Source organism: Paenibacillus glycinis (genome assembly GCF_009909185.1).
Lineage (GTDB): Bacteria > Bacillota > Bacilli > Paenibacillales > Paenibacillaceae > Paenibacillus_Z > Paenibacillus_Z glycinis.
Map to the genome: position 1 here is coordinate 212,889 of NZ_JAAAMV010000001.1, position 26,186 is coordinate 239,074.

A 26,186-nucleotide genomic window follows, 5' to 3' on the forward strand; every position below is an offset into this window, starting at 1 on the left:
AAAGAACTTATGTCAAGGATTGCTCCGTGTGCATACGTCGTCGATCGGCTAGATCACGCGCGTTCGATCAGCAGCGGCTGAAGCTGTTGACCGTTCAAGGCGGCTTCGCATGCTTCCGGAACCAGTTCCATTTTGGCAACCAAGGAATTCGGTTTCTGGATCGGGTTATCCTGTCCGAACGGTACGAAATATACGTTTTTGCAAACTAATAGTTTTGCTATGTTCGCCGCGTTCAAACCAAGTCCGTCATTGGTCGAGATGGCCAATACGAGCGGACGCTGATTGCGCATCTGCGCTTTGGCCGCCATCAGGACCGGACTGTCGGTCATCGCATTCGCCAGCTTGCTCGTCGTATTGCCCGTGCAAGGCGCGATCACGAGCACGTCGAGCAGTTTAGACGGGCCAAGCGGCTCGGCGTCGACAATCGTCGAGATGATTTCATTGCCGGTAATGCCTTTCAGCTGGCGCTGCCATTCCGCTGCCGTGCCGAAGCGGGTATCCGTCGTGATGAGCGTCTGCGTGACGATCGGAACGACGTTCGCGCCTTCGTCCACGAACCGCTGAATGACCGGCATAACCTCCGCGAACGTACAATGAGACCCGGAGAGCGCATAGCCCACCGTTTTTCCTTGCCATTTCATTGCTCATTCCCCCGTAACCTGGTATCTTCCAAAATCAATCGACTTAAACAATCCGCTATGATGCGTCCAGCTGTTTTGGGTGCGACGATTCCCGGGAGGCCAGGGGCGAGCAAAGCCTTGATTCCGCGCTTCTCGGCAAAGCGAAAATCCGTTCCGCCGGGCTTGGAAGCAAGGTCGATAATGACCGCTCTAGAGGGCAAATTTGCTATAATTTGCGCTGTGACTATCATAGTCGGAATTGTATTAAAAAGCAAGTCGATGCTGCCTGCGTATTGCTGCAAATCCTTGATGTAGAAAGGCTCGAAGCCCATCTCGTACGCCCGCGCGAAATGCTCTTCCCGGCGCACGCCGACCTTCACTTTCGCGCCGAGTCCCTGCAGCGTCCGCGCCAACGTCATCCCCGTCCGCCCGATGCCGAGCACCATGCAGGAGGAACCGTGAATCGTGATATCCGTGTTCTGGATCGCCATCATGACGGCGCCTTCCGCGGTCGGGATCGAATTGTAAATCGCCACGTCGTCGCGGTCGAACAGTTCGACCAGCGTTATGTCATGCTTTGCGCAAAGATTGCGAAGGTAAGGTTTGGCCATGCCCGCGTAGACTTTGCAGTGTTTTGGCAGCTTTGCGACGTACTCATCGGTCAGGACCAACTCCTGGTCGCTGAACACGGCTACGATTTTGCCGTCGTCATCCGTTCCCACCGCGGGCAGCACGAGCGCATCCGCATTCGCGAACAGCGCATCGCCCAACTCCGCCCGAACCGCGCCGTCGAGCGACGAATGCAGTTGATCGAATCCCGCGACCGTCACCGTTGCATCGAGCTCGGTCAGCTTTCGGATGACCTCCAGTCCCCGCGCGTCGCCGCCGAGCAGCACGACCTGAACTCCTGTCAGCATAAAGGCATCACTCCTTTCAACAGCAACCGATCCGCGCTGCTTCTTGCCAGCGGTTCGGTCGGCAGTACAAACTGAAACCGTCAGCCCGCGTAAAGGCTGCACGGTTGACAGTGTGCGCTCTTGGTTATAGACCATCTTATGCACCCGCCCAGAGCGAGGTGAGAACGATACGCTCTTTTAAGCAAAAAAGAAAAGCATCGGAGCTTGGGCTCCGATGCTTTTATGGATTTGCGCTTATTCAATGGATGGATATCCGCTAAACGCCGGTATGTCCGAATCCGCCGGCTCCGCGCACCGTATCGGGCAATTCCTCCGTCTCGGAGATCGCAACCTCGGGCACCAGCTGGAACAGCATCTGCGCGATGCGTTCGCCGCGTTCGATGGTGAACGGCTGCTGACCGAGATTGACGAGCAGCACCTTCACTTCGCCGCGATAATCCGCGTCGATGGTACCCGGCGAATTCAAGCAGGTGATGCCGTGCTTGAACGCTAGGCCGCTGCGCGGACGGATCTGCGCTTCGAGCTCGGCGGGCATGGCCATCGCGAAGCCGGTAGGAATCAGCTTGCGCTCTCCGGGATGCAGCGTTTCGGGTTCGTTAACGGCGGCATGCAGGTCGAATCCGGCAGCCAATTCGGACATCTTGCGCGGTAACTGAATGTCTTCGTTCCCAGGCAGGCGCTTAAACAATACTTGAAACAAGCGAGTCCCTCCCGATGGCGGCAGCCGCCTTGTCGTTGCTTCCGACCATCGCAACCGAGAATGGCACGGACAAGATCCGTTTCGTTACTTCCCGAATATCGCCCATTTGCACCGCGTCGATGCGTTCCAGCATTTGATCGAGCGTAAAGTGGCGGCCGAGCATCAGCTCGTTCTTGCCGAGCCGGTTCATACGGCTGCTCGTGCTCTCGAGACTTAGGATCAGGCTGCCTTTCAACTGTTCCTTGCCGCGCTGCAGTTCGGCGTCCGTCAAGCCTTTCGTCGCCAAATCGTGCATTTGTTCGAGCGTCAGGTCAAGCACTTCCTTCGTCTGCTTCGGCGCCGTGCCCGCGTAGACGGTGAACAGACCGCTGTCCGCGTACGACGTATGATACGAGTAGACGGAGTAGGCGAGTCCGCGCTTCTCCCGGATTTCCTGGAACAGCCTGGAGCTCATGCCCCCGCCGATTGCATTGTTCAGCAGAATCATCGCGTACTGCAGCGGATCGGCGATCGAACAGCCCGGAAACGAGATGCAAATATGATTTTGCTCCGTTTTCTTCTTATGGAACAAATAATTGCCGCTAAAGACCGGCGTCGTCACTTCGAGCTCGGAACCCGTCGTCTTGAATGCGCCGAAATGCTTCTCCAACAGCTCGAGCAGCGCCGCTTCCTCGACGTTGCCGGCAACGGAAACGACCGTATTGTCGATACGGTAATGGCTGTTCATATATCCGCGCAGGACATCGCCGTCCATGGCGTTCAACCGTTCTTCCAAGCCAAGAATGGAGTATGCCAGCGGATGATCGCCATAGGCCGCGCGGGATGCCTCGTCATGTACCTTGTCGTCCGGCGTGTCCTCGTACATCGAGATTTCTTCCAGGATGACGTTCTTCTCCTTGCTTAATTCCGTTGCATCCATCTTGGAATTAAAGAACATGTCGGCAAGCGCGTCCACCGCGATCGGCAGATGCTGGTCCAGCACTTTGGCGAAATAGCAGGTATACTCCTTGGCCGTAAAGGCATTGACGTTGCCGCCGAGGCCGTCGAACAGATCGGCGATGTCTTTGGCGTTATGCCGCTCTGTGCCTTTGAACAGCATATGTTCGATAAAATGGGAAATGCCGTTGTTCTCCGGCGTCTCGTTGCGAGATCCGGTTTTCACCCATATCCCGAAGGACACGGAACGGCAGGTCGGAATGTATTCCACAACGACTCTCAGGCCGTTGCTAAGCTTATAGTTGTTCAATCCTTACGCCTCCTACGGCAACAGCATGAAATTAATGACTTCACTATAACAAAATTATGGTGCCGTCTCAACTAACGATACCCGTTTGGCGGAAAGCGTGTCGCTGACCGTGCCGAGCATCAACCCTTTGGCCTTGATGGCCGAGATCATTCCCTGCAGCGCTTGGCTGGATGAATCCGTCGGATGCATAAGAATGAGCGAACCGGGCTCCACGCGCGTGCGGACCTTCTGAATAATCGAATACGCGGGCGGATGCGTCCAATCTACCGTATCGAGCGTCCACAGCACGGTCTTCAATCCCTGCTCGGCGGCGACATCGACCGTCATCTGATTGAAGTCGCCCGACGGCGGCGCAAACCAATGATTCTTTACTTGGAGCGTCGATTGCAGCAGCGCTTCCGTCTTCGCGATCTGATTGTACGCCGCATTGCGGTCCAGCTGGCTCATGTTAGGGTGCGTGTACGCGTGGTTCGATATTTCGTGCCCATCCGCTTGGATTTGCTTGGCGATGTCGGGATATTTCTTCAACCAGGAACCGTCGAAGAAAAAGGTCGCCTTGACGTTCTCTTTGTTCAGCGTCCGGAGCATGGAGGGAATATACTCATTGCCCCATGCGACGTTGATCATCAGCGCGACCATCGGTTTGTTCGGATTCCCTTTGTAAATCGGGACGCGGCCGAGATCTTCCAACGTCACTTTCGGTTCCACTTCCCGGTACACCAAGCGGATCGGTTCGTTCTCCGGCGCATGCACCATCAGCCTATAGGTTTTGTCCACGTCGACTTCAAGGCCGTTATAGCCCGGAATGGCTTTCCATACGCGGTCCACCCGAGCATCCACCGGAGCAACGCGTCTCTTCTCGGCTTCGGATTGAATCATCTCGCGCAGGGATGCTTTGCCTTGTGCCGAGGGCTCCGGCATCGCCGAGGCGTATACGGCCATATCCCCTTGCTTGACCGCGGACACGTAAGCCGACATCGGCGCGTTCAGCCTTACCGCGATCAGCAAAGCGCACATGGTCAAAAGCATGATGATCCCTTTCTTCAGCTTCATCGCGTTGTCCCACCCTTCTCCTTCATCTTATTATGGCTCGGCCCACAATATGAGAAGAAGAAGCGGACGCGGCAACAAAAAAAGGAGACAGGTTCGCCTGCCTCCTTGCGGTTCCGTACGCGATTAAGATTGTTGTGCGGGCACTTCAGGCGCCAGCACCGCTTTGCGGGACAAATTGATGCGACCTTGCGCGTCGATTTCCGTGACCTTGACCGTGATTTGATCGCCGATCTTCAGGACGTCCTCGACCTTCGCGATACGCTCCGTAGACACTTGCGAGATATGCACGAGACCGTCTTTGTTCGGCAAAATCTCGACGAAGCAGCCGAATTTCTCGATGCGCTTAACCGTTCCCAAGTAAACCTCGCCGACCACGACTTCGCGAACGATGCCTTCGATGATTTGTTTCGCGCGCTCGTTCGCCTCCGCGTTGGAGGACGCGATGAACACCGTGCCGTCCTGCTCGATATCGATCTTTACGCCGGTTTCATCAATGATTTTATTGATGATTTTGCCGCCGGAACCGATAACGTCGCGGATTTTGTCCGGATTGATATGCATGATCACGATCTTCGGCGCGTATTGCGACAAGCTTGTGCGCGGCGCCTGCATGACTTCGTTCATCTTGCCGAGAATGTGCATGCGGCCTTCGCGCGCTTGCTCGAGGGACTGCGCCAGAATCGCGCGGTCGATGCCGTCGATTTTGATATCCATTTGAATGGCCGTTACGCCAGCCGCCGTTCCGGCTACTTTAAAGTCCATGTCGCCGAGATGATCTTCCATGCCTTGGATATCCGACAGAATGGAGAAATGGTCGCCATCCTTGATCAGACCCATCGCGATGCCCGCGACAGGCGCTTTGATCGGCACGCCGGCATCCATCATCGCAAGCGTGCTCGCGCAGATGCTGGCTTGGCTGGTGGACCCGTTCGATTCCAACACCTCGGACACCAGACGGATCGTGTACGGGAATTCCGTTTCGCTCGGAATAACCTTCGACAGGGCGCGCTCGCCCAGTGCGCCGTGGCCGATTTCGCGGCGGCCCGGAGGACGAAGCGGTCTGGCTTCGCCGACGCTGAACGGCGGGAAGTTATAGTGATGCATGAATCGTTTCGTTTCCGTCAGGTCGATGCCGTCCAGAATTTGAACGTCCCCGAGCGCGCCGAGCGTGCAAATGCTGAGCGCTTGCGTCTGACCGCGCGTGAACAAGCCGGAGCCGTGCGTGCGCGGCAGAAGCGCGACGTCGCATTCGATCGGCCGAATCTCGCTCAGAGCCCGTCCATCCGGACGAACTTTGTCATGCGTGATCAAGCGTCGTACTTCTTCCTTCACGATATCGTATAGGACTTCTTTCACGTCGCCAAGCAATTCCGGCGTCTCGGCATACTCCACTTCGAAATGCGCGATGGTATCGGCGTTCACCGCATCGATCGCTTCTTGGCGGGCATGCTTCTCCGTGACTCGAACCGCTTCGACCAAACGCGCTTTGGCAAACGCGCGGACAGCTTCGTCCACGCCGCTGTCGGCCGCATGCAGTTTGACTTCCATTTTCGCTTTGCCGGCAAGGGCTTGCAGCTCTTCCAGCGAAGCTACGATACGGCGGATCTCGTCGTGACCGAACATGATCGCTTCAAGGATCACTTCTTCCGGCACTTCGTTCGCTTCCGCTTCCACCATCATGATGGCGTCTTTCGTTCCCGCGACGACGACATAGACATCGCTCTTCGATTCCTGTTCCACCGTCGGGTTGATGATGAACTGACCGTCGATACGACCCACGATAACGCCGCCGATCGGTCCGTTGAACGGAAGGTCCGAAATCGTAAGCGCAGCCGACGTTCCGATCATAGCCGCGATTTCGGGGGTGCAATCCTGATCCACGCTCATGACGATGTTCGCGATTTGAACTTCGTTGCGGAAGCCCTCAGGGAACAACGGGCGAATCGGACGGTCCGTCAGCCGGCTCGCCAGAATCGCCTTCTCGCTCGGCCGGCCCTCGCGTTTGATGAAGCCGCCCGGAATCTTGCCTACTGCGTATAAACGCTCTTCATAATTGACCGTAAGCGGGAAAAAGTCGAGATTCTTCGGCTCGGCGGACGAAACGACGGTGCACAGAATTACCGTTTCGCCGTATTTGACCGTCACCGCGGCGTTCGCTTGCTTCGCCAGGCGTCCCGTTTCAAGGATCAGCGGGCGGCCGCCCAATGTTGTTTCTACGCGATGCAGCATATATTTCCTCCTCATAGCAATGGACCGCCCGTCAGGAGCGTCCCATCGATAATAGTCTACTTTTTATGTGTCCTTATATGAAAGCCCGGCCGAAGAAGTCAAGCCGGTTCTGTTTTCATTTAGAGATTCAAGCTCCGCGGGGAGCTCATCAAGTCGATGTATGTATGCACGCGATGCGATATTTATAAAAAGCAACCCAGCGCAGCCGCCCGTCATTCCCGGGCGGCGTAACAACCAGGTTGCTTTTATCCCCGCATCTATTATCGGCGAAGGCCGAGTTTTTCGATCAATGCGCTGTAACGTCGTACGTCTTTGTTCTTCAGGTAAGCCAACAGCTTACGGCGTTGACCGACCATTTTGAGCAGACCGCGGCGCGAGTGGTGATCTTTCTTGTGCGTCCGAAGATGATCTGTCAAATTGACGATGTTTTGCGTCAGGATAGCGATTTGAACTTCCGGGGATCCCGTATCGTTCGCGTGGGTTTTGTGCTCGTCGATCAATTGGTGTTTGCGTTCTTGCGTAAGTGCCATCCGTGTTCACCTCCTTGTTTCATAATCGCCGTTAGCCTCGCCAGCGCCCGGTGAATGACGGACAGGCCAAGCTAAGGTTCAATTGCTGCGCATACCGATGTCAGTCTGTGACTACGCAACGTCTTAGAGTATACCATAACTGAAAGCAAGAAGTAAATGCGGTTCCTATTTCTTGTCGTAAGCCGTCAACAACGCCTTCGCTTGATCGGCATCGGAATGGATTTGAGCGATGAGTTCATCGATGGATCCGAATTTCTTCTCCGTCCTCAAAAAAGCAATGAATTGCACGGAGACGGTCTTGCCGTACAGATCGCCGCCGAAATCGAACAGATGCGCTTCCATGACCGGCTCGGTCAGGTTATCGTGAAAGGTCGGTTTGACGCCGATGTTCAAGACGCCCGAATAACGCTGCCCATCCGTCTCCGCCATGATCGCGTATACGCCCTGACGCGGAATTAAGAAGCCGTCTTCCTGCTGAATGTTCGCCGTCGGGTAACCGATCTTCCTGCCCCTGCCTTCGCCCTGCACGACAACGCCGCGTACGGCATAAGGCTCGCCAAGCAGTTCAGCCGCTTCTTCGGGACGTCCGTTCATCAGCGCCTCGCGAATGCGCGAGCTGCTTACTTTATCGCCGTCTTGCATGAATGGTTCCACAATATCCACCTCGATATCCGGTTCGCCAAGCGCCCATAACGTTTCCGGCTTGCCGGCGCCTTTGGCGCCGAACGTGAAGTCGAAGCCGACGACGGCCCGTTTCACCTGCAGCGGCCGCAGCATGTTGCCGACAAAGTCGAATGGCGATACCTTGGCAAAATCCAAATCAAATTGAACGATATACACGACATCGACCCCGAGCCTGCGAAACCGCTCGACCTTCTCGTCCAGCGGCGTCAAACAGGCGACGTACTGCTCGCTCCGGCCGAGAACTTGCTTGGGATGCGGATGAAACGTCATCACAGCCCCTTGGAGACCGAACGCCCGAGCCGACGAGATGGCCTTCGCGATGACATTTTGATGGCCGCGATGAACGCCGTCGAAATGCCCGATGGCCAGCGTCTTTGGCAAAGCAGCCCGGGCGGCTTCCGATTCCGCGATCGGGTACTGTAAAGAAATAATTTCCACTGCCGTCACACCTGCTTTATCAACTTGCTAGTCTGCCGTGGGCGTAAACACCTTGACGGCCTTAAGCGTTCCGGATTCCTCATCCGGCTGAAAGATACCTGCAAACAATCTATCTTCGCCATACACGCGCAGCAGCGAGCCTACATCGAAAGGCTCCTGGTCCAGTATGCCTTGAAGCGAAATCCGCTTGCCTTGGAATGCACGCTGCACGTCGGCCGCGCTGACCGTAACGCGCGGGAAATGATCCAGCGCTTCATCGGAAGCGGTCAGCCTGTCCGCAATCGTGTCTTTTAGCGCCGCGATTTCTTCCAGCGTCAGGCAATCTTCCTGCGTAAATCCGCCCGACATCGTCCTCGTCAGCCGGACCATCACGGACGGCACGCTGAGCGCCTCGCCGATATCGACGCACAGCGTTCGGATGTACGTTCCTTTCGAGCAGACGACGGAGAAACGGATGACGGGATGCGGCTGATCCAACTGAACCTCTAACAAGTCCAGCTCGTATATGGTCACTTTGCGGGACTGCCTTTCGATGACCTGGCCTTCCCGCGCAAGCTCGTACAATCGTTTGCCGTCTACCCGGACTGCCGAATACATCGGAGGTACCTGATCGATCTCGCCGATAAAGGATGCCAATACCTCGCGAATTTGCTGTTCATCGATAACGACTTCGGGCAACTCCTTGATGATCGTGCCGGTCAAATCCTCCGTATCCGTCGCCAGTCCGAACTGCATGACGGCTTCGTAGGCTTTAGGCCGTTCCTGCACGTACTCCACGACGCGGGTAGCCCTTCCGATGCAGAGCGGCAGAACGCCGGTCACCTGCGGATCCAGCGTTCCGGTATGACCGATGCGTTTGACCTTTAAGATTCCCCTGACTTTCGCGACGACGTCATGAGAGGTCCAGCCAGCCGGCTTCCAAACCGCCAATATGCCATCCATCATGCGCTCAGCGCCTCTCTTACGGCTTGCACGACGGATGCGATCGAGGCTTGAATATCCTGCTGCAGCCGACAGCCCGCTGCGCGGACATGGCCGCCGCCGCCAAAGGATTGCGCGATCGCCGCCACGTCGGCTCTCCCCGACGAACGCATGCTCACTTTCACTTCGCCGTTCTCCGTTTCTTTGAACAGGATCCCGACTTCCACGCCTTCGACGTTGAGCGCGTAGTTGACGAGACCTTCCAAATCGTCGCCGACCGCACCGGTCTCCGCCATATCGTCAAAGGCCACGTACAGCCAAGCAATGCGGGTGTCCTCCGAAAACGTCAATCTGCTAAGCGCCCGCTGCAGCAGCAGCAATTGCGGCTTGGTCATGCACTCCAGCAGATGGTTGGCGATCCAATGCCCCGTAACGTCCTCGGCGAGCATGCGCGAGGCGATCTGCATGACGCGCGGGCTCGTATTGGAATAACGGAATCCGCCGGTATCCGTCAACAAACCGGTGTAGATCGCCGTCGCCGCCTCTTTGTCGATCGGAATGCCTGCAAACTCGATAAGATCATATAAAATTTCAACCGTTGCCGCGGCGTCGACCCGAATCAAATTATGGGCGCCGAAGGCATCGTTCGTTGGATGATGGTCGATATTCAGCAGCTGCGCCTGTTCCGCGAAGCAGTCCTTGACGGTGCCGATTCGGCGGAAATCCGCGCAATCGACTGCAATGACACGGTCGAACTTCTCGTCCGGCGGTTGTTTGCCGTAGTGGATGACCGACGCTGACGCTTCCAGGAAATGGAGCCGTACCGGGACGGCTCCTTCGTTGATCAACACCGGCTGTTTGCCCAGCTGCCGGAGCAGCCAGCCGACGACGAGCGTCGAGCTGATGGCGTCTCCGTCAGGCTGAACATGCGAGACGACAAGAAATCTGCTGCCGTCCCGGATAAAATCCAATGCGTCCCGCAGCTGAGCTTGATAAGCGGCTGAAAACGCCGCCGCGTTCGACGCGGTCATTGCTCGTCTCTCCCGCCGCCGGAATTGATGTTCGTCAGCAGCGATTCGATTCGGCTGCCGTACTCGATGCTACTGTCGAACTTGAACAGCAGCTCCGGCGTATGGCGGAATCGAATGCGTTTGCCCAGTTCCGAACGGATAAATCCGGTTCCGCGCGCCAGCGCCTTGAGCGTCTCTTCCTTCTGCTCGTCGCTGCCCAGCACGCTCAGGTAGACGCGCGCCTGCGACAGGTCGTTCGTGACTTCCACGCCCGTCACCGTAATGAATCCGATGCGCGGATCTTTAAGCTCGGTCTGGATGATCGTGCTGAGCTCTTTCTTGATTTGTTCGCCTACGCGTCCTACGCGGACTTTGGCCATCGGTCAATCACCTCTCTACGGACTCCATGATGAAGGCTTCGATAACGTCTCCCTCTTTGAGGTCATTGTACCTATCGAGCGTAATGCCGCACTCGTAGCCTTGGGCCACTTCCTTGGCGTCGTCCTTGAACCGTTTGAGCGATTCGATTTCGCCTTCGAACACCACGATGCCGCCGCGGATCAAGCGGGCTTTCGCGTTGCGCGTGATTTTGCCGGACGTTACCATGCAGCCCGCGATAACGCCGACCTTGGTCACTTTGAACAGGTTGCGGATTTCGGCTTGGCCGATGATCACTTCTTTGAATACCGGATCCAGCATGCCTTTCATCGCGTGCTCGATCTCGTCGATCACGTTGTAAATGATGCTGTGGAGACGAATATCCACTTTCTCCTGCTCGGCCGTTGCGAGCGCCTGCGGCTCCGGACGAACGTTGAAGCCGATGACGATCGCGCTCGACGCGGCAGCCAGGTTGATATCCGACTCCGTGATCGCGCCCGCGCCGCTGTGAATGATTTTAACGCGAACGCCTTCGATGTCGATCTTCGCGAGCGAGCCTTTGAGGGCCTCGGAAGAACCTTGCACGTCGGCTTTGATGATAACGTTGAGATCCTTGATCTCGCCGTCTTTAATATGATTGTACAAATCTTCGAGCGTTACGCGCGAATTCGCGCCAAGCTCGGTTTGGCGATGCTTGATGGCACGGCGATCGGCGATCGCGCGCGCTTTGCGCTCGTCTTCGAATACGAGGAAGGGATCGCCCGCTTGCGGCACTTCCGTCAAACCGGTGATCTCGATCGGCGTGCTCGGTCCCGCTTCCTTCAGACGGCGGCCCTTGTCGTTGACCATGGCGCGGACGCGTCCGAAGCAATTGCCTGCAACGAAGGCGTCGCCGATCTTAAGCGAACCGTGCTGCACGAGGATACGCGCGACCGGCCCTTTGCCTTTGTCGAGCTCGGCCTCGATGACCGTACCGCGCGCCCGTTTGTTCGGGTTCGCTTTGTAGTCGTTCACTTCGGCGACGAGCAGGATCATCTCAAGCAGCTCTTCGAGGCCGATGCGTTGTTTCGCGGAAACGTTGACGAAAATCGTATCGCCGCCCCACTCTTCCGGCACGAGACCGTACTCGGTCAAGCTTTGCTTGATTTTGTCCGGATCGGAGCCCGGCTTATCGATTTTGTTGACGGCCACGATGATCGGCACGTTCGCCGCTTTCGCGTGGTTGATCGCTTCGACGGTTTGCGGCATAACGCCGTCGTCCGCCGCAACGACGATAATCGTAATATCCGTTACCTGTGCGCCGCGGGCGCGCATGAGCGTAAACGCTTCGTGACCCGGGGTATCGAGGAACGTGATTTTCTTATGGTTGATCTCGACTTGGTACGCGCCGATATGCTGCGTGATGCCGCCTGCTTCGCCGCTCGTAACGTTCGTTTGGCGAATGGCATCCAGCAAGGTCGTTTTACCGTGGTCGACGTGACCCATGATGGTCACGACCGGAGGACGCGCTTCGAGCAATTCCTCGTCGTCCTTCTCCTCGATCGTCTCGAATTGATCTTCTTCGACCGGGATCTTGACTTCGACCTCGACGCCGTATTCGGATGCGATCAGTTGAACCGTATCCAGATCGACCTCTTGGTTGATCGTCGCCATTACGCCGAGCGTAATGAGCTTCTTGATGACTTCGGAAGCATCCTTATGCAGCAATTTAGCCAAATCGCCGACGGTTACCGTGCCGCGGACGATGATTTTCTTCGGCGTGTTATCGATTTTCTCGCGGCGTTCCTGTTGTTGTCCGCCTTTGCCTCGGCTGTTCTTGCCCCCGCGGTTCTTGAAATTGCCGGACCGGCTGTTGTCGTCGAAACGCTTGTTGCTGTTGTACGAATTGTTCGATGCTTTCGGATTGTTTCTTCTCCGATCGTCGGAAGGTCCGCGATTGTTATCGAACGTGCGCGCCGGTGCGCTTGTGGCGCCGCCGCTTCCGCCGCGGCTTGCCGGTTGGCTCTGCGCAGGCGCGGAGGACGAACGGAATCCGCCTTGGCCGCCGCCTTGACTGCCGCCGCCTGCCGGGCGATTGCCTTGATAGCCGCCTTGACCGCCGCCGCCTGCCGGACGGTTGCCTTGATAGCCGCCGCCTTGGCCGCTGCCCTGTCCTTGCGGACGATTGCCCTGATAACCCCCGCCTTGGCCTTGCGGACGGCTGCCTTGACCGCCTTGACCGCTGCCTTGGCCCTGCGGACGGTTGCCTTGGTAGCCGCCGCCTTGGCCGCCTGCCGGACGGTTGCCTTGGTAACCGCCGCCTTGGCCTTGCGGGCGATTGCCTTGATAGCCGCCGCCTTGCCCTTGCGGACGGTTGCCTTGGTAGCCGCCGCCTTGGCCCTGCGGGCGATTGCCTTGACCTTGCGGACGGCTGCCTTGACCGCCTTGGCCTTGCGGACGCTGATTGCTGTTGTCGCTGCTTGCCGATGAACTGCCCGATGATTGCGCGGTCGAAGCCGAGCTGGCCGGCGTCTGACTTGTCGTCGTATTCGCGGACGATGCCGCGGTCGTGGTTGATTCCGTTGTATGTGAAATAGTCGTATTCCCCTGTTTTTCATTCGTATTTTTGTTTCCTTGCCCCTGCTGCACGGAAGCATTGAGCGTATGCTGAGGCTTGCGCTCCTGCTGGCCTTGCTGCCCTGGACGGTTGGACGACTGCGCCGCCGAAATCGTCGCGTTCTCCTGCGCGCGTTTGGCTGCTGCGTTCGCTTTGATATCCCGGAAGAAGCCTTCCACCTTCGAAACCATCTCATTCTCCATGACGCTCATATGATTGTTCACGGGCAGATTGAGACGTTTTAGAATGGTGATGATTTCTTTGCTGCTCATGCTGAGCGATTTCGCGTATTCGTATACGCGCAATTTATCTTTATTGTCTTTGTCTTGTTGTTTAGTCAATATACGCCACCTCCGTAGGTTCAGTTAAGCTTTGGACGATACTCTTGGCGAAGCCGGCATCCGTCAAACCCAGAATGACCCGCTCCGATTTGCCGATCGCTTCTCCGAGCGCGACCCGGTCGAAAGCTTCCACGCAATTCGTATTGTACGTCGCGCATTTGTCGCGAAACTTCTTCTTCGTATTATCTGATGCATCCGCCGCGACTATGACCAGTTTCGCCTTTCCTTGCCTGACGGATTTCAATACGGTTTCGTCGCCGGTCACCAGTTTGCCTGCCCGCATCGCCATGCCGAGCATGGCGAGCGCTTTATGCTTCTTCTTGTTCATCGTCCATCGCATCCTTACCGGCGTTAAACTCATCCTCGACGGCGATAAAATCCCGCGCAAGCTGATCGTAGATTTCCGGTCCGACCGTTTGCTTCAGCGCCCGGTCGAGCGCCCGGCTTTTCTTCGCCAGCCTGAAGCATTCCACCTTGCCGCAAAGATAAGCGCCGCGTCCCGCTTTTTTGCCCGTTAAGTCGATCAGGACGGCTTCGTCCGGCGTTCGCACGACCCGGATGAGCTCTTTTTTCGGCTTCATTTCTTGACAAGCCACGCATTTGCGCAGCGGAATTTTTCTCGGTCTCACCATTCATCCCTCCTGATACGCTTCCCCGTTTGCTCTTAGTCGATGGAGACGGAATCCTGATGCATGGTGCTCATGGGCGATTTCGGGCGGCCGAACTCCTGCTCCGCCTGCGTTTCGCTCTTGATATCGATTTTCCAGCCGGTCAGCTTGGCCGCCAGCCGCGCGTTCTGGCCCTTGATTCCGATCGCGAGCGAGAGCTGGTAATCCGGCACGATGACGCGCGCCATCTTCTCCTGCTCGTACACGATGACCTCGATGACCTTGGAAGGACTAAGCGCATTCGCCACGTATTCTTCCACGCTTTCGGACCAGCGCACGATATCGATCTTCTCGCCCTTCAGCTCCGTTACGATCGTCTGGACGCGCATGCCCTTCTGGCCTACGCAGGATCCGACCGGATCAACTTCCGCATTGCGCGAATGCACGGCGATTTTGGAACGGAAGCCCGCTTCGCGCGCAACGGAACGAATCTCGACCACCCCGTCGTAAATCTCCGGCACTTCCAGCTCGAACAAACGTTTGAGCAAGCCGGGATGCGTGCGCGACAAGAAGATTTGCGGCCCCTTCGTCGTGTTCTCCACTTTCGTGATGAAGGACTTGACGCGGTCGCCGTGCTTGAATTTATCCGTCGGCATCAGCTCCGTCAGCGGCAGGACCGCTTCCACTTTGCCAAGATCGATAAACAGGTTGCGCACGTCCTGGCGCTGCACGATGCCGTTCACGATATCTTCTTCCTTGTCGATAAAGGCATTGTAGATCAAGCCGCGCTCCGCTTCGCGAATGCGCTGCGTCACGACCTGCTTCGCCGTTTGCGCCGCGATCCGGCCAAAGTCGCGAGGCGTCACTTCGATCTCCGCGACGTCGTCGAGCGTATAATGCGGGTTGATTTCGCGGGAAGCCTCCACCGAAATTTCAAGGCGCGGGTCCAGCACGTCTTCGACGACGGTTTTGCGCGCATACACTTTGATGACGCCCGTAAACCGGTTGATGTCCACCCGTACGTTCTGGGCGGTGTTAAAATTGCGTTTGTAACTAGAAATCAGGGCCGCCTCGATCGCTTCCAGCAAAATATCTTTGCTGATCCCTTTCTCTCTTTCGATTTCCGTCAATGCTTCGATAAATTCCATGCTCATTGGAAATGAGTTCCCCCTTTCGACTGGTTCCCTAACGTTATAATAAAGCCAACTCTTCCAAGTCTTTTAGAAGACAATGGCCAAACGGGCGCTTGCTACTTTCGCATACGGAATCGCATGCTTCTTCTTGCCGATTTCCACGACCGCTTCTTCGCCGTCGAAGGAGAGCAGCGTGCCCTCGAATTCTTTCAAGCCGCCGATCGGCTCATAGGTGGTCACGAATACATGCTTGCCCACGGCCTTGGCGACATCCTCGGGCTTCTTCAGCGGGCGCTCCGCGCCGGGCGAAGATACTTCCAGGAAGTAAGCATCGGAAATCGGATCGTTCTCGTCGAGCTTCTCGCTCAAAAACTCGCTGATCCGTCCGCATTCGTCGATATCGATATTGCCTTCTTTGTCGACGTAGACCCGAAGAAACCAGTTGCTTCCTTCTTTGACATACTCCACGTCCACGAGTTCAAATCCATTTTCGTCGAGAAACGGTTTGACCATTTCCTCGACGGCGGTTTTGATTTTAGGTGTGCTCAAAAACGATGTACCTCCCACTGCAGCCGGTCGTCTCATTGTCGCGCTGTCAGTAAATTTTCAGCCGAAAAGCAATCTTGAAGTATAGCTTCTTGCCATTCGTAAACGTAAAAAGGTGCAGACAAAACGTAAAGAGTGGGTTTCCCCACTCTTCTGCGAAAAAGTCGTATCATCAGCATTACCAGAAAGATTATATCATAACCATGTAGTGGTGACAATAAGGGACGCCGGAATGCGCGATCGGGGCGGTCCATCGCCCCGGGCGGCGGCGAACTTGCGGCCGCCGTCGAACGCGCGATGCCGGACACGCACGCCGATCAGCGATCCCTTAAAACAACGATAATTGATTCGACTCCGGCAATCCGCGGAAGCAGCCCATGCCCGTCAACACTTCGACGATCGTCTTCGTCGCCTTCGACTTCTGCTGGAAGTCTTCGATGGACAAGAATTCCCCGAAATCGCGCGCGGCGGCAATGTTGCGGGCCGCGTTTTCGCCGATTCCGCTGATCGCGCCGAATGGCGGGATCAACGAAGTGCCGTCGACGATGAAGCGCGTCGCTTCGGAACGATACAGATCGACCGGCTTGAACGAGAAGCCGCGGGCGGTCATCTCGAGCGACATCTCGAGCAGGGAGACGCTGTTCTTTTCTTTCGGCGTGGCGCTGAAGCCTTTTTGCTCGATTTCGATCAGCTTCTTCAATATCGCGTCGTAACCTTGGCACAGCAGCTCCAGATCGAAATCCTCGGCCCGGATTGAGAAATACGTTGCATAATAATGGATGGGATAATACAGCTTGAAGAATGCCGTCCGCACGGCGGAAATAACGTAAGCCGCGGCATGGGCTTTCGGGAACATGTATTCGATCTTGAGACACGAATCGATGTACCACTGCGGCACTTTGCATCGCTTCATCTCTTCGATCCATTCGGGAGTCAAACCGCGTCCCTTACGCACGCTTTCCGTGATCTTAAACGCGAGTCCCGCATCCATGCCGGCTTTATAAATAAGAAACAGCATGATATCGTCCCGGCAGCCGATGACCGTCTTGATCGTGCAGGTCCGGTTCTTGATCAGCTCCTGCGCATTGCCGAGCCATACGCCCGTACCGTGGGACAAGCCCGAGATTTGCAGCAAATCCGCGAACGTCGAAGGCTTCGTCTCTTCCAGCATCTGGCGCACGAATTTCGTTCCCATCTCCGGAACGCCGTACGTTGCGACCGAGGAGCGAATCTTCTCCGGCGATATGCCCAAGGCATCGGTCGAGCTGAACATGCTCATGACCTTGGGATCGTTCATCGGAATCGTCGTCGGATCGACGCCGGTCAAGTCCTGCAGCATCCGCATCATGGTCGGATCGTCGTGCCCGAGAATATCGAGCTTCAGCAGGTTTTCCTCGAATGCGTGATAATCGAAATGCGTCGTCTGCCATTCGGCATTTTGGTCGTCCGCGGGATACTGCACGGGCGTGACGTCTTCCACGTCGATATAATCGGGTACGACGACGATGCCGCCGGGATGCTGTCCCGTGCTTCGCTTGACGCCTGTGCAGCCGCTGGCCAGCCTTGAGAGTTCGGCGCCGCGCCATTTCTTGCCCTTGTCTTCCTCGTATTTCTTGGCGAATCCGTAAGCGGTCTTCTCCGCAACCGTACCGATCGTCCCTGCGCGGTACACCGCTTTTTCGCCGAACATGATTTTCGTGAAGTTATGCGCCGTCGCCTGATATTCGCCGGAGAAGTTCAAGTCGATATCGGGAACTTTATCTCCTTTGAAGCCCAGGAACGTCTCGAACGGAATGTCCTGTCCTTCGCCCTTCAGCGGTTTCCCGCAATTCGGGCAAATCTTGTCCGGCAGATCGAAACCGCTCGGGTAACTGCCGTCGAGGAACCATTCGCTGTATTTGCAAGCCTCGTTCAAGCAGGTATAGTGCGCAGGGAGCGGGTTTACCTCGGATATGCCGAGGAAAGTCGCGACGACGGAAGATCCGACCGAACCCCGCGAGCCGACGAGATAGCCATCCTCGTTGGATTTTTTGACGAGACGCTCCGAGATCAGATAGTTCGCCGAAAAGCCCGCTTTGGTAATCGGCACGAGCTCTTTCTCCAAGCGCTGCACGACGACCTCCGGAATCGGCTCCCCGTAAAGACGCCTTGCCGTTTCGTAGCAGGTATTGCGCATCTCCTCGTCGGCGCCTTCCATGATCGGAACGAACAGCTTCGAAGGAAACAAATCGAACGGCTCGAACCGGTCGGTCAGCTCGTTCGTGTTCTTCACGACGACCTCGTACGCGCGCGCTTCGCCAAGGAAGGCGAACTCTGCCAGCATCTCTTTGGTCGTCCGGAAGTGTGCGTCCGGTTTCGTGATATCCTTCAGCGGGCTGAAGCCCGTGATGCCGTGAATCGTAATGTCCCGGAACATTTTATCCCGTTGAACCAGATAATGCACGTTGCCGGTCGCGATAACCGGCTTGCCCAGCTTATCGCCGATCTCGCAGACGCGGCGCAGCGCCTGTTCGATCTCGGCCCGGCTGGCGACGAAGCCTTTCTCGACCAGATGCATGTAGAAGGTGACCGGCTGGATCTCGAGCACGTCGTAATAACGGGCGGTTTCCTCGGCTTCTTCCATCGACTTGTTCAGGACCGCTTCGAAGAATTCGCCTTTCTCGCAGCCGGAAATGATCAATAGTCCTTCGCGGAGCTCGGTCAGCTTGCTCTTCGGAATGGTCGCGACGCGCTTGAAATATTGCGTATGGGATAAGGATATCAATTTGAATAAGTTCTTCTTGCCGACCGCATTCAACGCGTAAATGCAGCAATGGAACGGCCGCATGTTGGATAAATCGAGCCCTACGTAATCGTTCAGCATATGCAGGCCGGTAATGTTCCGGCCAGCCGCGTCGCCGATCAGGCCGAACAACACGCCTCCTAGGGCGATGGAGTCGTCGATGGCGCGGTGAGCGTTCTCGAGACTGATTTTGAATTTATCGGCCAAGGTGCCCAGCCGGTGGTTCTTCATCGTCGGATGCAGGAAACGCGCCAGCTCCAGCGTGTCGAGCACGGGATTCTTGATCTCCGGCATGCCGTAGAGCTTGCAGGCGGCCTGGATGAAGCCCATATCGAAGCGCGCGTTATGCGCCACGAGCACCGCGTCGCCGATAAATTCGACGAACTCGCGCATCTTCGGCTCCAGCTCCGGCGCGTCGACGACCATCTCGTTCGTGATGTTCGTCAGCTGCTGGATGTTGTACGGAATATTCTCATGCGGATTAATAAACGTCGAGAACCGGCCGATTTCTTTGCCTTCCTGCATCTTGACGCCCGCAAGCTCGATGATCTTGTTGTTCACGACCGATAGACCGGTCGTCTCGATATCGAATACGACGTATACGGCGGCCGCCAACGGCTCTTCGCGGGAGTTCAATACCATCGGCACGGCATCGTTCACGACATTCGCTTCCAAGCCGTACAGCACCTGGATGCCGTTCTTTTTCGCCGCCTTTGCCGCTTCGGGATAACACTGCACGTTGCCGTGATCCGTAATCGCGATCGCCTTGTGCCCCCATTTGGCGGCTTGTTTGATGTACGCGTCGACCGACGTGACCGCATCCATCGTGCTCATTGTCGTATGCAGGTGGAACTCGACGCGTTTCTCTTCCGCCTCGTCCTTCTGTTCCTTGGGCGCCACCACTTCATGCAAGTCGGACGGCATCATGACAAGCTCCGGCTCCATCATGAACCGGTCGTATTCCACGCGGCCGCGCGCCTTGATCCATTTGCCGTTCGCCAGCTGTTTGAGGACCTTGACGTCGTCCTTCGACTTGGCGAACATTTTCATGGCAATAGAATCGGTGAAATCCGTGACGTTGAACGTGAAGAGCGTGCTGCCGTTGCGCAGCTCCTTCTCGTCGAGACCGAAGACCGCGCCCTGCACGGTAATCTTCTTCTCTTCTTCCACGACGTTCATAATCGGCACGGCTTCCTCTCGGATGTCGTAGCCGACGACGAGGCGGACATCGCCTTCTTCCACCGGCGGCGCTTCCGGCATGGAGCTGGTCATCATTTGCTGAATGACGTCGCGTTCTTCCTGCTCCAGCTTTTGCGCAAACTCCTCATACATTTCCTGCTTCGATTCAGCGACCTTCAGCTTGACTCGGCATGCGACCGCGAATTGGTCTTTGTAGAACCCGACGGCCAGCTCATCGATCCGTTTCTTCTTGGCCATCTCGAGGCCCATCTCGTCCATCATATGCAGCGTGATGAGCTCCCCGTCCGTTTCCAGCTTCGCTTTGCTGATCCAACCGTTAACAGACGCATTGCTGTGCTTCAGCCATTCGACGCAAGCCGGCCAGTATTCGGTGACCAGTTCCTCCCGCGGAACGTCTTCGCCGTACTGGAATTGAAACGAAATCTTCGCGATATGCGCGAATTTCCCCTGAATCGCCCTGCAAAAAACACCAAAAGCCGGTAAAGGAACCAAGGACGCTTTGCTGATGCAAAACGTCCATTCCCGGTTACTCCGGCTTACGATCACTTTGTCTATATATCCGTCGCCAAAATGTTCATCCGTCAAATGCTGCGGCAGCTCCGCTTGCTTCATCAGAAGCTCGAACCTCTGCCGCTTTTCCCCGGTTTGGTTCATGTCGCCCTCCCCCAAAATCAATACGCCCGAGCAAATACGACGGAATGCTCCGCCTTCTCGCCGCATACCAAGCAGGTCGTCTTGCGTTCGGCGGGCTCGAAAGGAATGTTGCGGCTCGTAGCGCCCGTTTCTTCCTTCACCTGACGCTCGCAGGCTTCGGAACCGCACCAGCCCGCGAGCGCGAAGCCGCGCTTCTCCTCGAACAAGGCCTTCATTTCGTCCAGCGTTTCGACCGAATACGAATGCTCCGCCCTGAATTGCTTCGCGCGCTCGAACATATCGGCCTGAATGTCGGCCAGCATGCGTTCGATCTCTTCCTTCAGCTCGCTCTGCTGCACGATGCGCTTCTCGCCCGAAATGCGCGATACGAGAACGACTTGTCCATTCTCCATGTCGCGCGGCCCAAGCTCAAGCCGCACCGGCACGCCGCGCATCTCGTACTCGTTGAATTTCCAGCCCGGGCTCATGTCCGTGCGGTCGTCGACCTTCACGCGAATCCCGGCTTTCTTGAGTTCCGCAAAAAGCTCGTCCACGCGGCCGACCACTTGTTCGCGCGTCTTCGGCGGCCCGATCGGAATCATGACGACTTGCGTAGGAGCCACCTTCGGCGGAAGCACCAATCCGCGGTCATCGCCATGCACCATGATCATCGCGCCCATGAGTCGCGTCGATACGCCCCATGACGTCGTATGTACGAACTGCTGCGTATTCTCGCGGTCCAAATATTTGATATCGAACGCAACGGCAAATTTCGTGCCGAGATAATGCGAAGTTCCCGCTTGAACGGCGCGTCCGTCCTTCATCATCGCTTCGATGGAGTAGGTGTCCACGGCGCCCGCAAACCGCTCGGAAGGCGTCTTTTGTCCCATGATCACCGGAATGGCAAGGTAATTCTCGCAGAAGTCGCGGTAAATCTCGAGCATCCGATTCGTTTCTTCGCGCGCCTCCGACTCCAATTCATGCGCCGTATGCCCTTCCTGCCACAAAAATTCCGTCGTGCGCAGGAAAGGCAGGGTACGCTTCTCCCAACGGACGACATTCGCCCACTGGTTGATCAAAACCGGCAGATCGCGGTAGGATTGGATCCATTTCGAATACATATGGCCGATGATCGTCTCCGAGGTCGGACGGATGGCAAGGCGCTCTTCAAGCTTCTCGCCTCCCGCCTCCGTCACCCACGGCAGCTCCGGATTGAAGCCTTCGACATGCTCCTTTTCCTTCAGGAAAAAGCTCTCCGGAATAAACATCGGGAAGTATGCGTTGCGGTGTCCCGTTTCCTTGAATCGGCGATCGAGCTCGTCGCGCATATGCTCCCAAATCTCGAAGCCTTCGGGCCGAAACACGATGCACCCGCGGACCGGCGAATAATCCATCAGCTCCGCTTTCTTGATGACATCGATATACCAACGGGAGAAATCTTCGCTTTGCGGCGTTATTTCCGTTACGAATTGCTTTTCTTTCGACATGACCGACTAGTTCTCCCCTCTTACCAAACGCAAAATATCGTTGTACGTGACGGCCAGCATCAGCAGCATCAGCATCGCGAAGCCGACGAAATGCACCATGCTTTCCCGATTCGGGTCGACCGGACGTCCGCGAACCGCTTCCAGGCCAAGGAAGAGCAGGCGGCTTCCATCCAGCGCCGGAATCGGCAGCAGGTTGAATATCCCCAAATACAAGCTTAAAATGGCCACCCAAGACGTCAATTGAACGAAGCCTTGTTCCGCGATTTGGCTCGTCACTTGAGCCGTTCTAACGGGACCGCCGAGATCGTCGAGCTTAAAGTTCCCGATGATCAAATTTTTGAAGCCTTCGAAAATCGTCACCGTCATGTTCTTCATCGCCAGGCCCGCGTATTTGAACGTTTCGCCAAACTTGACGGAGCGCGATGGCACGGCGGCGGAAATGCCGAGTTTGCCTACGCCGGCGTCATCGGGCTTCGGCGTGATCTTGTTCGTGATCGTCTTTCCGTCGCGGATGACGGTAAACGTCAGCGGCACGTTGACCGATTTGCTGATCAAATCGATCATTTTCGTGGAATCTCCGCCGATCTTGACGCCATTCACGGAATCGATCGTATCGCCCACTTTGATATCGGCTTTCGAAGCCGGCATTCCGTCGACGATATCGCCGATCAGCAAGCGGTCCGGATTCTCCATCGGTACGCCCGACATTTGGAAATAGGCGAAGAACAGCACGAACGCAAGCACGAAATTCATGACGGGACCGGCCACGATGGCCAGTGCCCGCTGTCCGACGGTTTTGCTGCCGAACTGGCGGTCGAGCGGCGCGATTTGCGTCTCTTTCCCTTTCGCGATCATCAGGGCTTGCGGAATAATATCGAATTTTTCGATCACGCCGTCGGCATTCAAGGCGATCTTCAGCTTATTCTCGATGTCGATCGTTTCGACTTCGCCTCGCACGACGTTCGTTCGATCGTCGAGCCGATCCAAATATATTCGGGTTACCTTGCCGTCCTTCACGCGGACGGCTACCGTTTGGCCCGGCTGAACTTCAACCAGCTCCGGATCCTCGCCGGCCATCCGGACGAATCCGCCTGCCGGAACGAGCCGCAGCGTATAACGGGTTTCCCCGCGCTTGATGGAAAACAGCTTCGGTCCGAACCCGATCGCAAACTCCCTAACCAAAATCCCGGCACGCTTCGCAAAATAAAAGTGACCCCATTCATGTATGGTCACGATGACGAAGAAGACCATTACCGTCATAAAGACGACTTGAATCGTATGCATCGCTCTCGAGCCTCCTGTTCGTAACGGCCTGTACTTAGATTATCATTATTCTCCCGTTCGATACAAGAGAACCGTCGGTCAGACGCTTGCCGCCATTCGGCGGGCCCAAGCATCGACGTCGGCGATCGCCGCTACATCGGGCACTTCGACGATTTCATGCCGATTCAACACGGTTGCGATAACGGACTCGATATCGAGGAACGCGATCTCGCCGTTCAGAAACCGGGCTACTGCCGTTTCATTGGCCGCATTGAAAACCGTCGGCGCGGATTTTCCGGTCCTTCCGCTCTCGTATGCATAGCGCAGGCAAGGATAACGGTCGAAATCCATCTCCCGGAAATGCAAAGCGGACAGCTTCGCGAAATCGAGCGAATCCGTCGGCGTCGCCCTGCGCTCCGGATAGGTGAGCGCGTACTGGATCGGTACGCGCATGTCCGGCATACCTAGCTGTGCAATTACGCTGTGATCGACGAATTCGACATAAGAGTGAATGATGCTCTCCGGATGGATCAGCACGTGAATTTGATCGTAAGGCAACCCGAACAACCAGTGGGCTTCGATGACTTCCAAGCCTTTATTCGCCATGGTGGCGGAGTCGATGGTCACCTTCGCCCCCATCGACCAATTCGGGTGATTGAGCGCTTGCGCGACGGTTACGCCATGCAGTTCTTCTCTCGTTCGGTCGCGAAACGAACCGCCGGAAGCCGTCAGCGTTATGCGCTTGATCGCTTCCCGGCGTTCGCCGTTCAGGCATTGGAAGATCGCGGAATGCTCGCTGTCTACCGGAAGAATCGTCACGCCGCGCTCGGCCGCCCGCCTCATGACCAAATGCCCCGCCGTTACGAGCGTCTCTTTGTTGGCGAGCGCGATGGATTTCCCGGCATCGATGGCCGCCAGCGTCGCAGGCAGCCCTCTGCTGCCCACGATCGCCGTCACGACGGTATCCGCGTCCGTTCCGGCCGCGATCTCGACGAGCCCTTCGTCTCCGTATACCGCCTTCGTGCCGGCAGGCAGATGCGGCATCGCTTCGTCCGCCAGGGCTTTATTCGATAAGCATACCGTTTTGGGTCTGAACTGCTTGGCCTGCTCGATCAACAGGTCCACGTTATTCCCCGCCGCGAGTCCTTCGACTGCGTAACGGTCCGGGTTGCGGCCGATAATATCCAGCGTTTGCGTCCCGATCGAGCCCGTAGAGCCGAGAATCGTAATTTTTTTCACTTCGAATGCCCCCTAACCAAGCTCTACAGCGGCAGTAAATTCGTCATAATGAGGAGCGGGAATACGATCAGCCAGCTGTCGCAGCGGTCCAATACCCCGCCATGCCCCGGCAGGAGGGAACCCGAATCTTTGATTCCGCGAACCCGCTTGTAAGCGGACTGGATCAAATCCCCGAGCTGTCCCGCAACTGCCGCGATGAGGCCGATCATGACCGCACGGCCGATGCCGATGACATCCGGGTAGATGAAGGCGAATACGAGCGCGATGAGCAGCGCGATGACCACGCCGCCGAGCGAGCCCTCGATCGTTTTATTCGGACTGATCGCCGGCCAGAGCTTGTTTTTTCCGATCGCTTTTCCCGTAAAATACGCACCGGCATCCGATGCCCAAATGGCGAAAAACGCCATGATCGTCGTCATCAGGCCGTGCGTATCGCCGCCGCGCACCTCGTACATCGCATGAAATCCGTAGCCGATGTAGAGCGCGCCGAGCAGCATCAACGCCGACCCGTCGATCGTCACTTCATTCTTCGTGAGCACCGTTACGCTGAGCAGGATAAACATTAAAATCCAAATCATATGTAATGCAGCCGGCTGAGGCATTCCCATGTCATGCCATGGCAAGAATAGCAGCAACGCGCCCGCCATTCCGATCCAGGCAAACGGATGCTTCATCGACACGCCGTTCATTCGGATATATTCCGTCATCCCCACGACCGTCAAGAAGAGCAGCAGCGCAAAGAAGAACCACCCGCCGAGCACGGTTAAAACCACAAACGCAGCGCCAGCAATCACGCCCGATATTATGCGTTGTTTCACGCGTATGACACTCTCCAGTTCAGCTCGTTACAATCCGCCATATCGGCGAGCCCTTCGTTGGTACTCTCGTACCGCCTCATAGAAATGCTCGTCCGTGAATTCGGGCCAGTACACGTCCGTGAACCACATCTCGCTGTAAGCCAGCTGCCAGAGCATGAAATTGCTGAGACGAAGTTCTCCGCTCGTGCGAATGAGCAGATCCGGATCCGGAACCCCCGCCGAGAGCAGATGGCTTTCCATATGGGAGACTTCGATGTCCTCGGGAATCAGTTTCCCTTCCTTGACATCCCGTCCGATGCTTCGAACGGCTTCGATCATTTCTTTCCGGCTCCCGTAATTCAAGGCAAACGTAAGAACGAGTCCAGTATTGCCGGAGGTTTGAACGACCGCGTCTTCGACCGCCTTCAAGGTATGGGAGGGTAATTCCTCCTTGTGCCCCATCATCCGAATCTGGACGTTCTTCTCCATCAAATCTTTGATTTCCATCGTAAGGAACTCTTGCGGCAGCTTCATCAGAAACTCGACTTCCGCCTTGGGCCGCTTCCAATTTTCCGTCGAAAACGCATAGAGCGTTAAGTATTTGACACCTAGCCGATCTGCAGCCATCGTGATCCGCTTGACCGCCTTCATCCCGGAATGGTGACCGGCCATGCGCGGCAAGCCACGGCTCTTCGCCCATCTGCCGTTGCCATCCATGATGATCGCGATATGCTGCGGTATGTTATCAGGTTCAAGCGACAGCAACGGTTTCGCGGGCGCTTTGCCAAACAAGGCTCTTAATTGCTGTAACATGTTCGTCCTCCCGCCGCTAGCG

At 56.4% G+C, this 26,186-nt stretch carries 22 protein-coding genes; all 22 read right to left on the bottom strand.

Going from position 1 to position 26,186, the window contains the following annotated elements:
- Positions 1-53 precede the first annotated feature (53 nt).
- Positions 54-641, bottom strand: a complete 588-nt coding sequence (locus GT019_RS00865; protein WP_161740250.1) for a dipicolinate synthase subunit B — start codon at positions 639-641, stop codon at positions 54-56.
- Positions 638-1,537 (bottom strand): dipicolinate synthase subunit DpsA, encoded by a 900-nt coding sequence (dpsA, locus tag GT019_RS00870; RefSeq protein WP_161741455.1) that lies wholly within the window; start codon positions 1,535-1,537, stop codon positions 638-640. Before dpsA ends, GT019_RS00865 begins: the two co-directional genes overlap by 4 nt.
- 256 nt (positions 1,538-1,793) lie before the next feature.
- Positions 1,794-2,237, bottom strand: a complete 444-nt coding sequence (dut, locus tag GT019_RS00875; protein ID WP_161740252.1) for a dUTP diphosphatase — start codon at positions 2,235-2,237, stop codon at positions 1,794-1,796.
- Positions 2,218-3,483, bottom strand: coding sequence for a M16 family metallopeptidase (locus GT019_RS00880; RefSeq protein ID WP_161740254.1), 1,266 nt, complete (start codon positions 3,481-3,483; stop codon positions 2,218-2,220). The genes dut and GT019_RS00880 overlap by 20 nt, the downstream gene beginning before the upstream one ends.
- 54 nt (positions 3,484-3,537) lie before the next feature.
- Positions 3,538-4,536, bottom strand: a complete 999-nt coding sequence (locus GT019_RS00885; protein WP_161740256.1) for a polysaccharide deacetylase family protein — start codon at positions 4,534-4,536, stop codon at positions 3,538-3,540.
- A gap of 123 nt (positions 4,537-4,659) precedes the next feature.
- Entirely contained in the window at positions 4,660-6,765 is a 2,106-nt protein-coding gene (gene pnp, locus GT019_RS00890; protein ID WP_161740258.1) for a polyribonucleotide nucleotidyltransferase, read from the bottom strand.
- A 260-nt stretch (positions 6,766-7,025) separates the two neighbouring features.
- Positions 7,026-7,295: a 30S ribosomal protein S15 gene (rpsO, locus tag GT019_RS00895; RefSeq protein ID WP_161696834.1), complete on the bottom strand. Its 270-nt coding sequence runs from the start codon at positions 7,293-7,295 to the stop codon at positions 7,026-7,028.
- Between the two features lie 165 nt (positions 7,296-7,460).
- Complete coding sequence (locus GT019_RS00900) at positions 7,461-8,417, bottom strand: bifunctional riboflavin kinase/FAD synthetase (protein ID WP_161740260.1); 957 nt, start codon at positions 8,415-8,417, stop codon at positions 7,461-7,463.
- A 27-nt stretch (positions 8,418-8,444) separates the two neighbouring features.
- On the bottom strand, positions 8,445-9,362 hold the full coding sequence (gene truB, locus GT019_RS00905) for a tRNA pseudouridine(55) synthase TruB (RefSeq protein WP_328803888.1): 918 nt from the start codon (positions 9,360-9,362) through the stop codon (positions 8,445-8,447).
- A complete protein-coding gene (locus GT019_RS00910) occupies positions 9,359-10,369 on the bottom strand; it encodes a DHH family phosphoesterase (protein WP_161740262.1) in 1,011 nt (336 codons plus the stop codon). Before GT019_RS00910 ends, truB begins: the two co-directional genes overlap by 4 nt.
- The gene (rbfA, locus tag GT019_RS00915) at positions 10,366-10,728 is read right to left on the bottom strand and encodes a 30S ribosome-binding factor RbfA (RefSeq protein ID WP_161740264.1); all 363 of its coding nucleotides are present in this window, start codon (positions 10,726-10,728) and stop codon (positions 10,366-10,368) included. The genes GT019_RS00910 and rbfA overlap by 4 nt, the downstream gene beginning before the upstream one ends.
- Before the next feature lie 7 nt (positions 10,729-10,735).
- Positions 10,736-13,663, bottom strand: coding sequence for a translation initiation factor IF-2 (infB, locus tag GT019_RS00920; protein ID WP_161740266.1), 2,928 nt, complete (start codon positions 13,661-13,663; stop codon positions 10,736-10,738).
- The gene (locus GT019_RS00925; RefSeq protein WP_161740268.1) at positions 13,656-13,991 is read right to left on the bottom strand and encodes a L7Ae/L30e/S12e/Gadd45 family ribosomal protein; all 336 of its coding nucleotides are present in this window, start codon (positions 13,989-13,991) and stop codon (positions 13,656-13,658) included. The genes infB and GT019_RS00925 overlap by 8 nt, the downstream gene beginning before the upstream one ends.
- Positions 13,972-14,292, bottom strand: a complete 321-nt coding sequence (rnpM, locus tag GT019_RS00930) for an RNase P modulator RnpM (protein WP_161740270.1) — start codon at positions 14,290-14,292, stop codon at positions 13,972-13,974. The genes GT019_RS00925 and rnpM overlap by 20 nt, the downstream gene beginning before the upstream one ends.
- Positions 14,293-14,327: 35 nt before the next feature.
- Positions 14,328-15,425, bottom strand: a complete 1,098-nt coding sequence (gene nusA / locus GT019_RS00935; protein WP_161740272.1) for a transcription termination factor NusA — start codon at positions 15,423-15,425, stop codon at positions 14,328-14,330.
- 66 nt (positions 15,426-15,491) lie between these two features.
- Positions 15,492-15,953, bottom strand: a complete 462-nt coding sequence (gene rimP / locus GT019_RS00940; RefSeq protein WP_161740274.1) for a ribosome maturation factor RimP — start codon at positions 15,951-15,953, stop codon at positions 15,492-15,494.
- Between the two features lie 325 nt (positions 15,954-16,278).
- Positions 16,279-20,586, bottom strand: a complete 4,308-nt coding sequence (locus GT019_RS00945; protein ID WP_161740276.1) for a PolC-type DNA polymerase III — start codon at positions 20,584-20,586, stop codon at positions 16,279-16,281.
- Positions 20,587-20,603: 17 nt separating this feature from the next.
- A complete protein-coding gene (gene proS / locus GT019_RS00950; RefSeq protein WP_161740278.1) occupies positions 20,604-22,052 on the bottom strand; it encodes a proline--tRNA ligase in 1,449 nt (482 codons plus the stop codon).
- Positions 22,053-22,058: 6 nt separating this feature from the next.
- The gene (gene rseP / locus GT019_RS00955) at positions 22,059-23,336 is read right to left on the bottom strand and encodes an RIP metalloprotease RseP (RefSeq protein WP_161740280.1); all 1,278 of its coding nucleotides are present in this window, start codon (positions 23,334-23,336) and stop codon (positions 22,059-22,061) included.
- Positions 23,337-23,414: 78 nt separating this feature from the next.
- Complete coding sequence (locus GT019_RS00960) at positions 23,415-24,554, bottom strand: 1-deoxy-D-xylulose-5-phosphate reductoisomerase (RefSeq protein ID WP_161740282.1); 1,140 nt, start codon at positions 24,552-24,554, stop codon at positions 23,415-23,417.
- A 23-nt stretch (positions 24,555-24,577) separates the two neighbouring features.
- Complete coding sequence (locus GT019_RS00965) at positions 24,578-25,372, bottom strand: phosphatidate cytidylyltransferase (RefSeq protein WP_161740284.1); 795 nt, start codon at positions 25,370-25,372, stop codon at positions 24,578-24,580.
- A 27-nt stretch (positions 25,373-25,399) separates the two neighbouring features.
- Positions 25,400-26,164: an isoprenyl transferase gene (locus GT019_RS00970; protein WP_161740286.1), complete on the bottom strand. Its 765-nt coding sequence runs from the start codon at positions 26,162-26,164 to the stop codon at positions 25,400-25,402.
- Positions 26,165-26,186 lie beyond the last annotated feature (22 nt).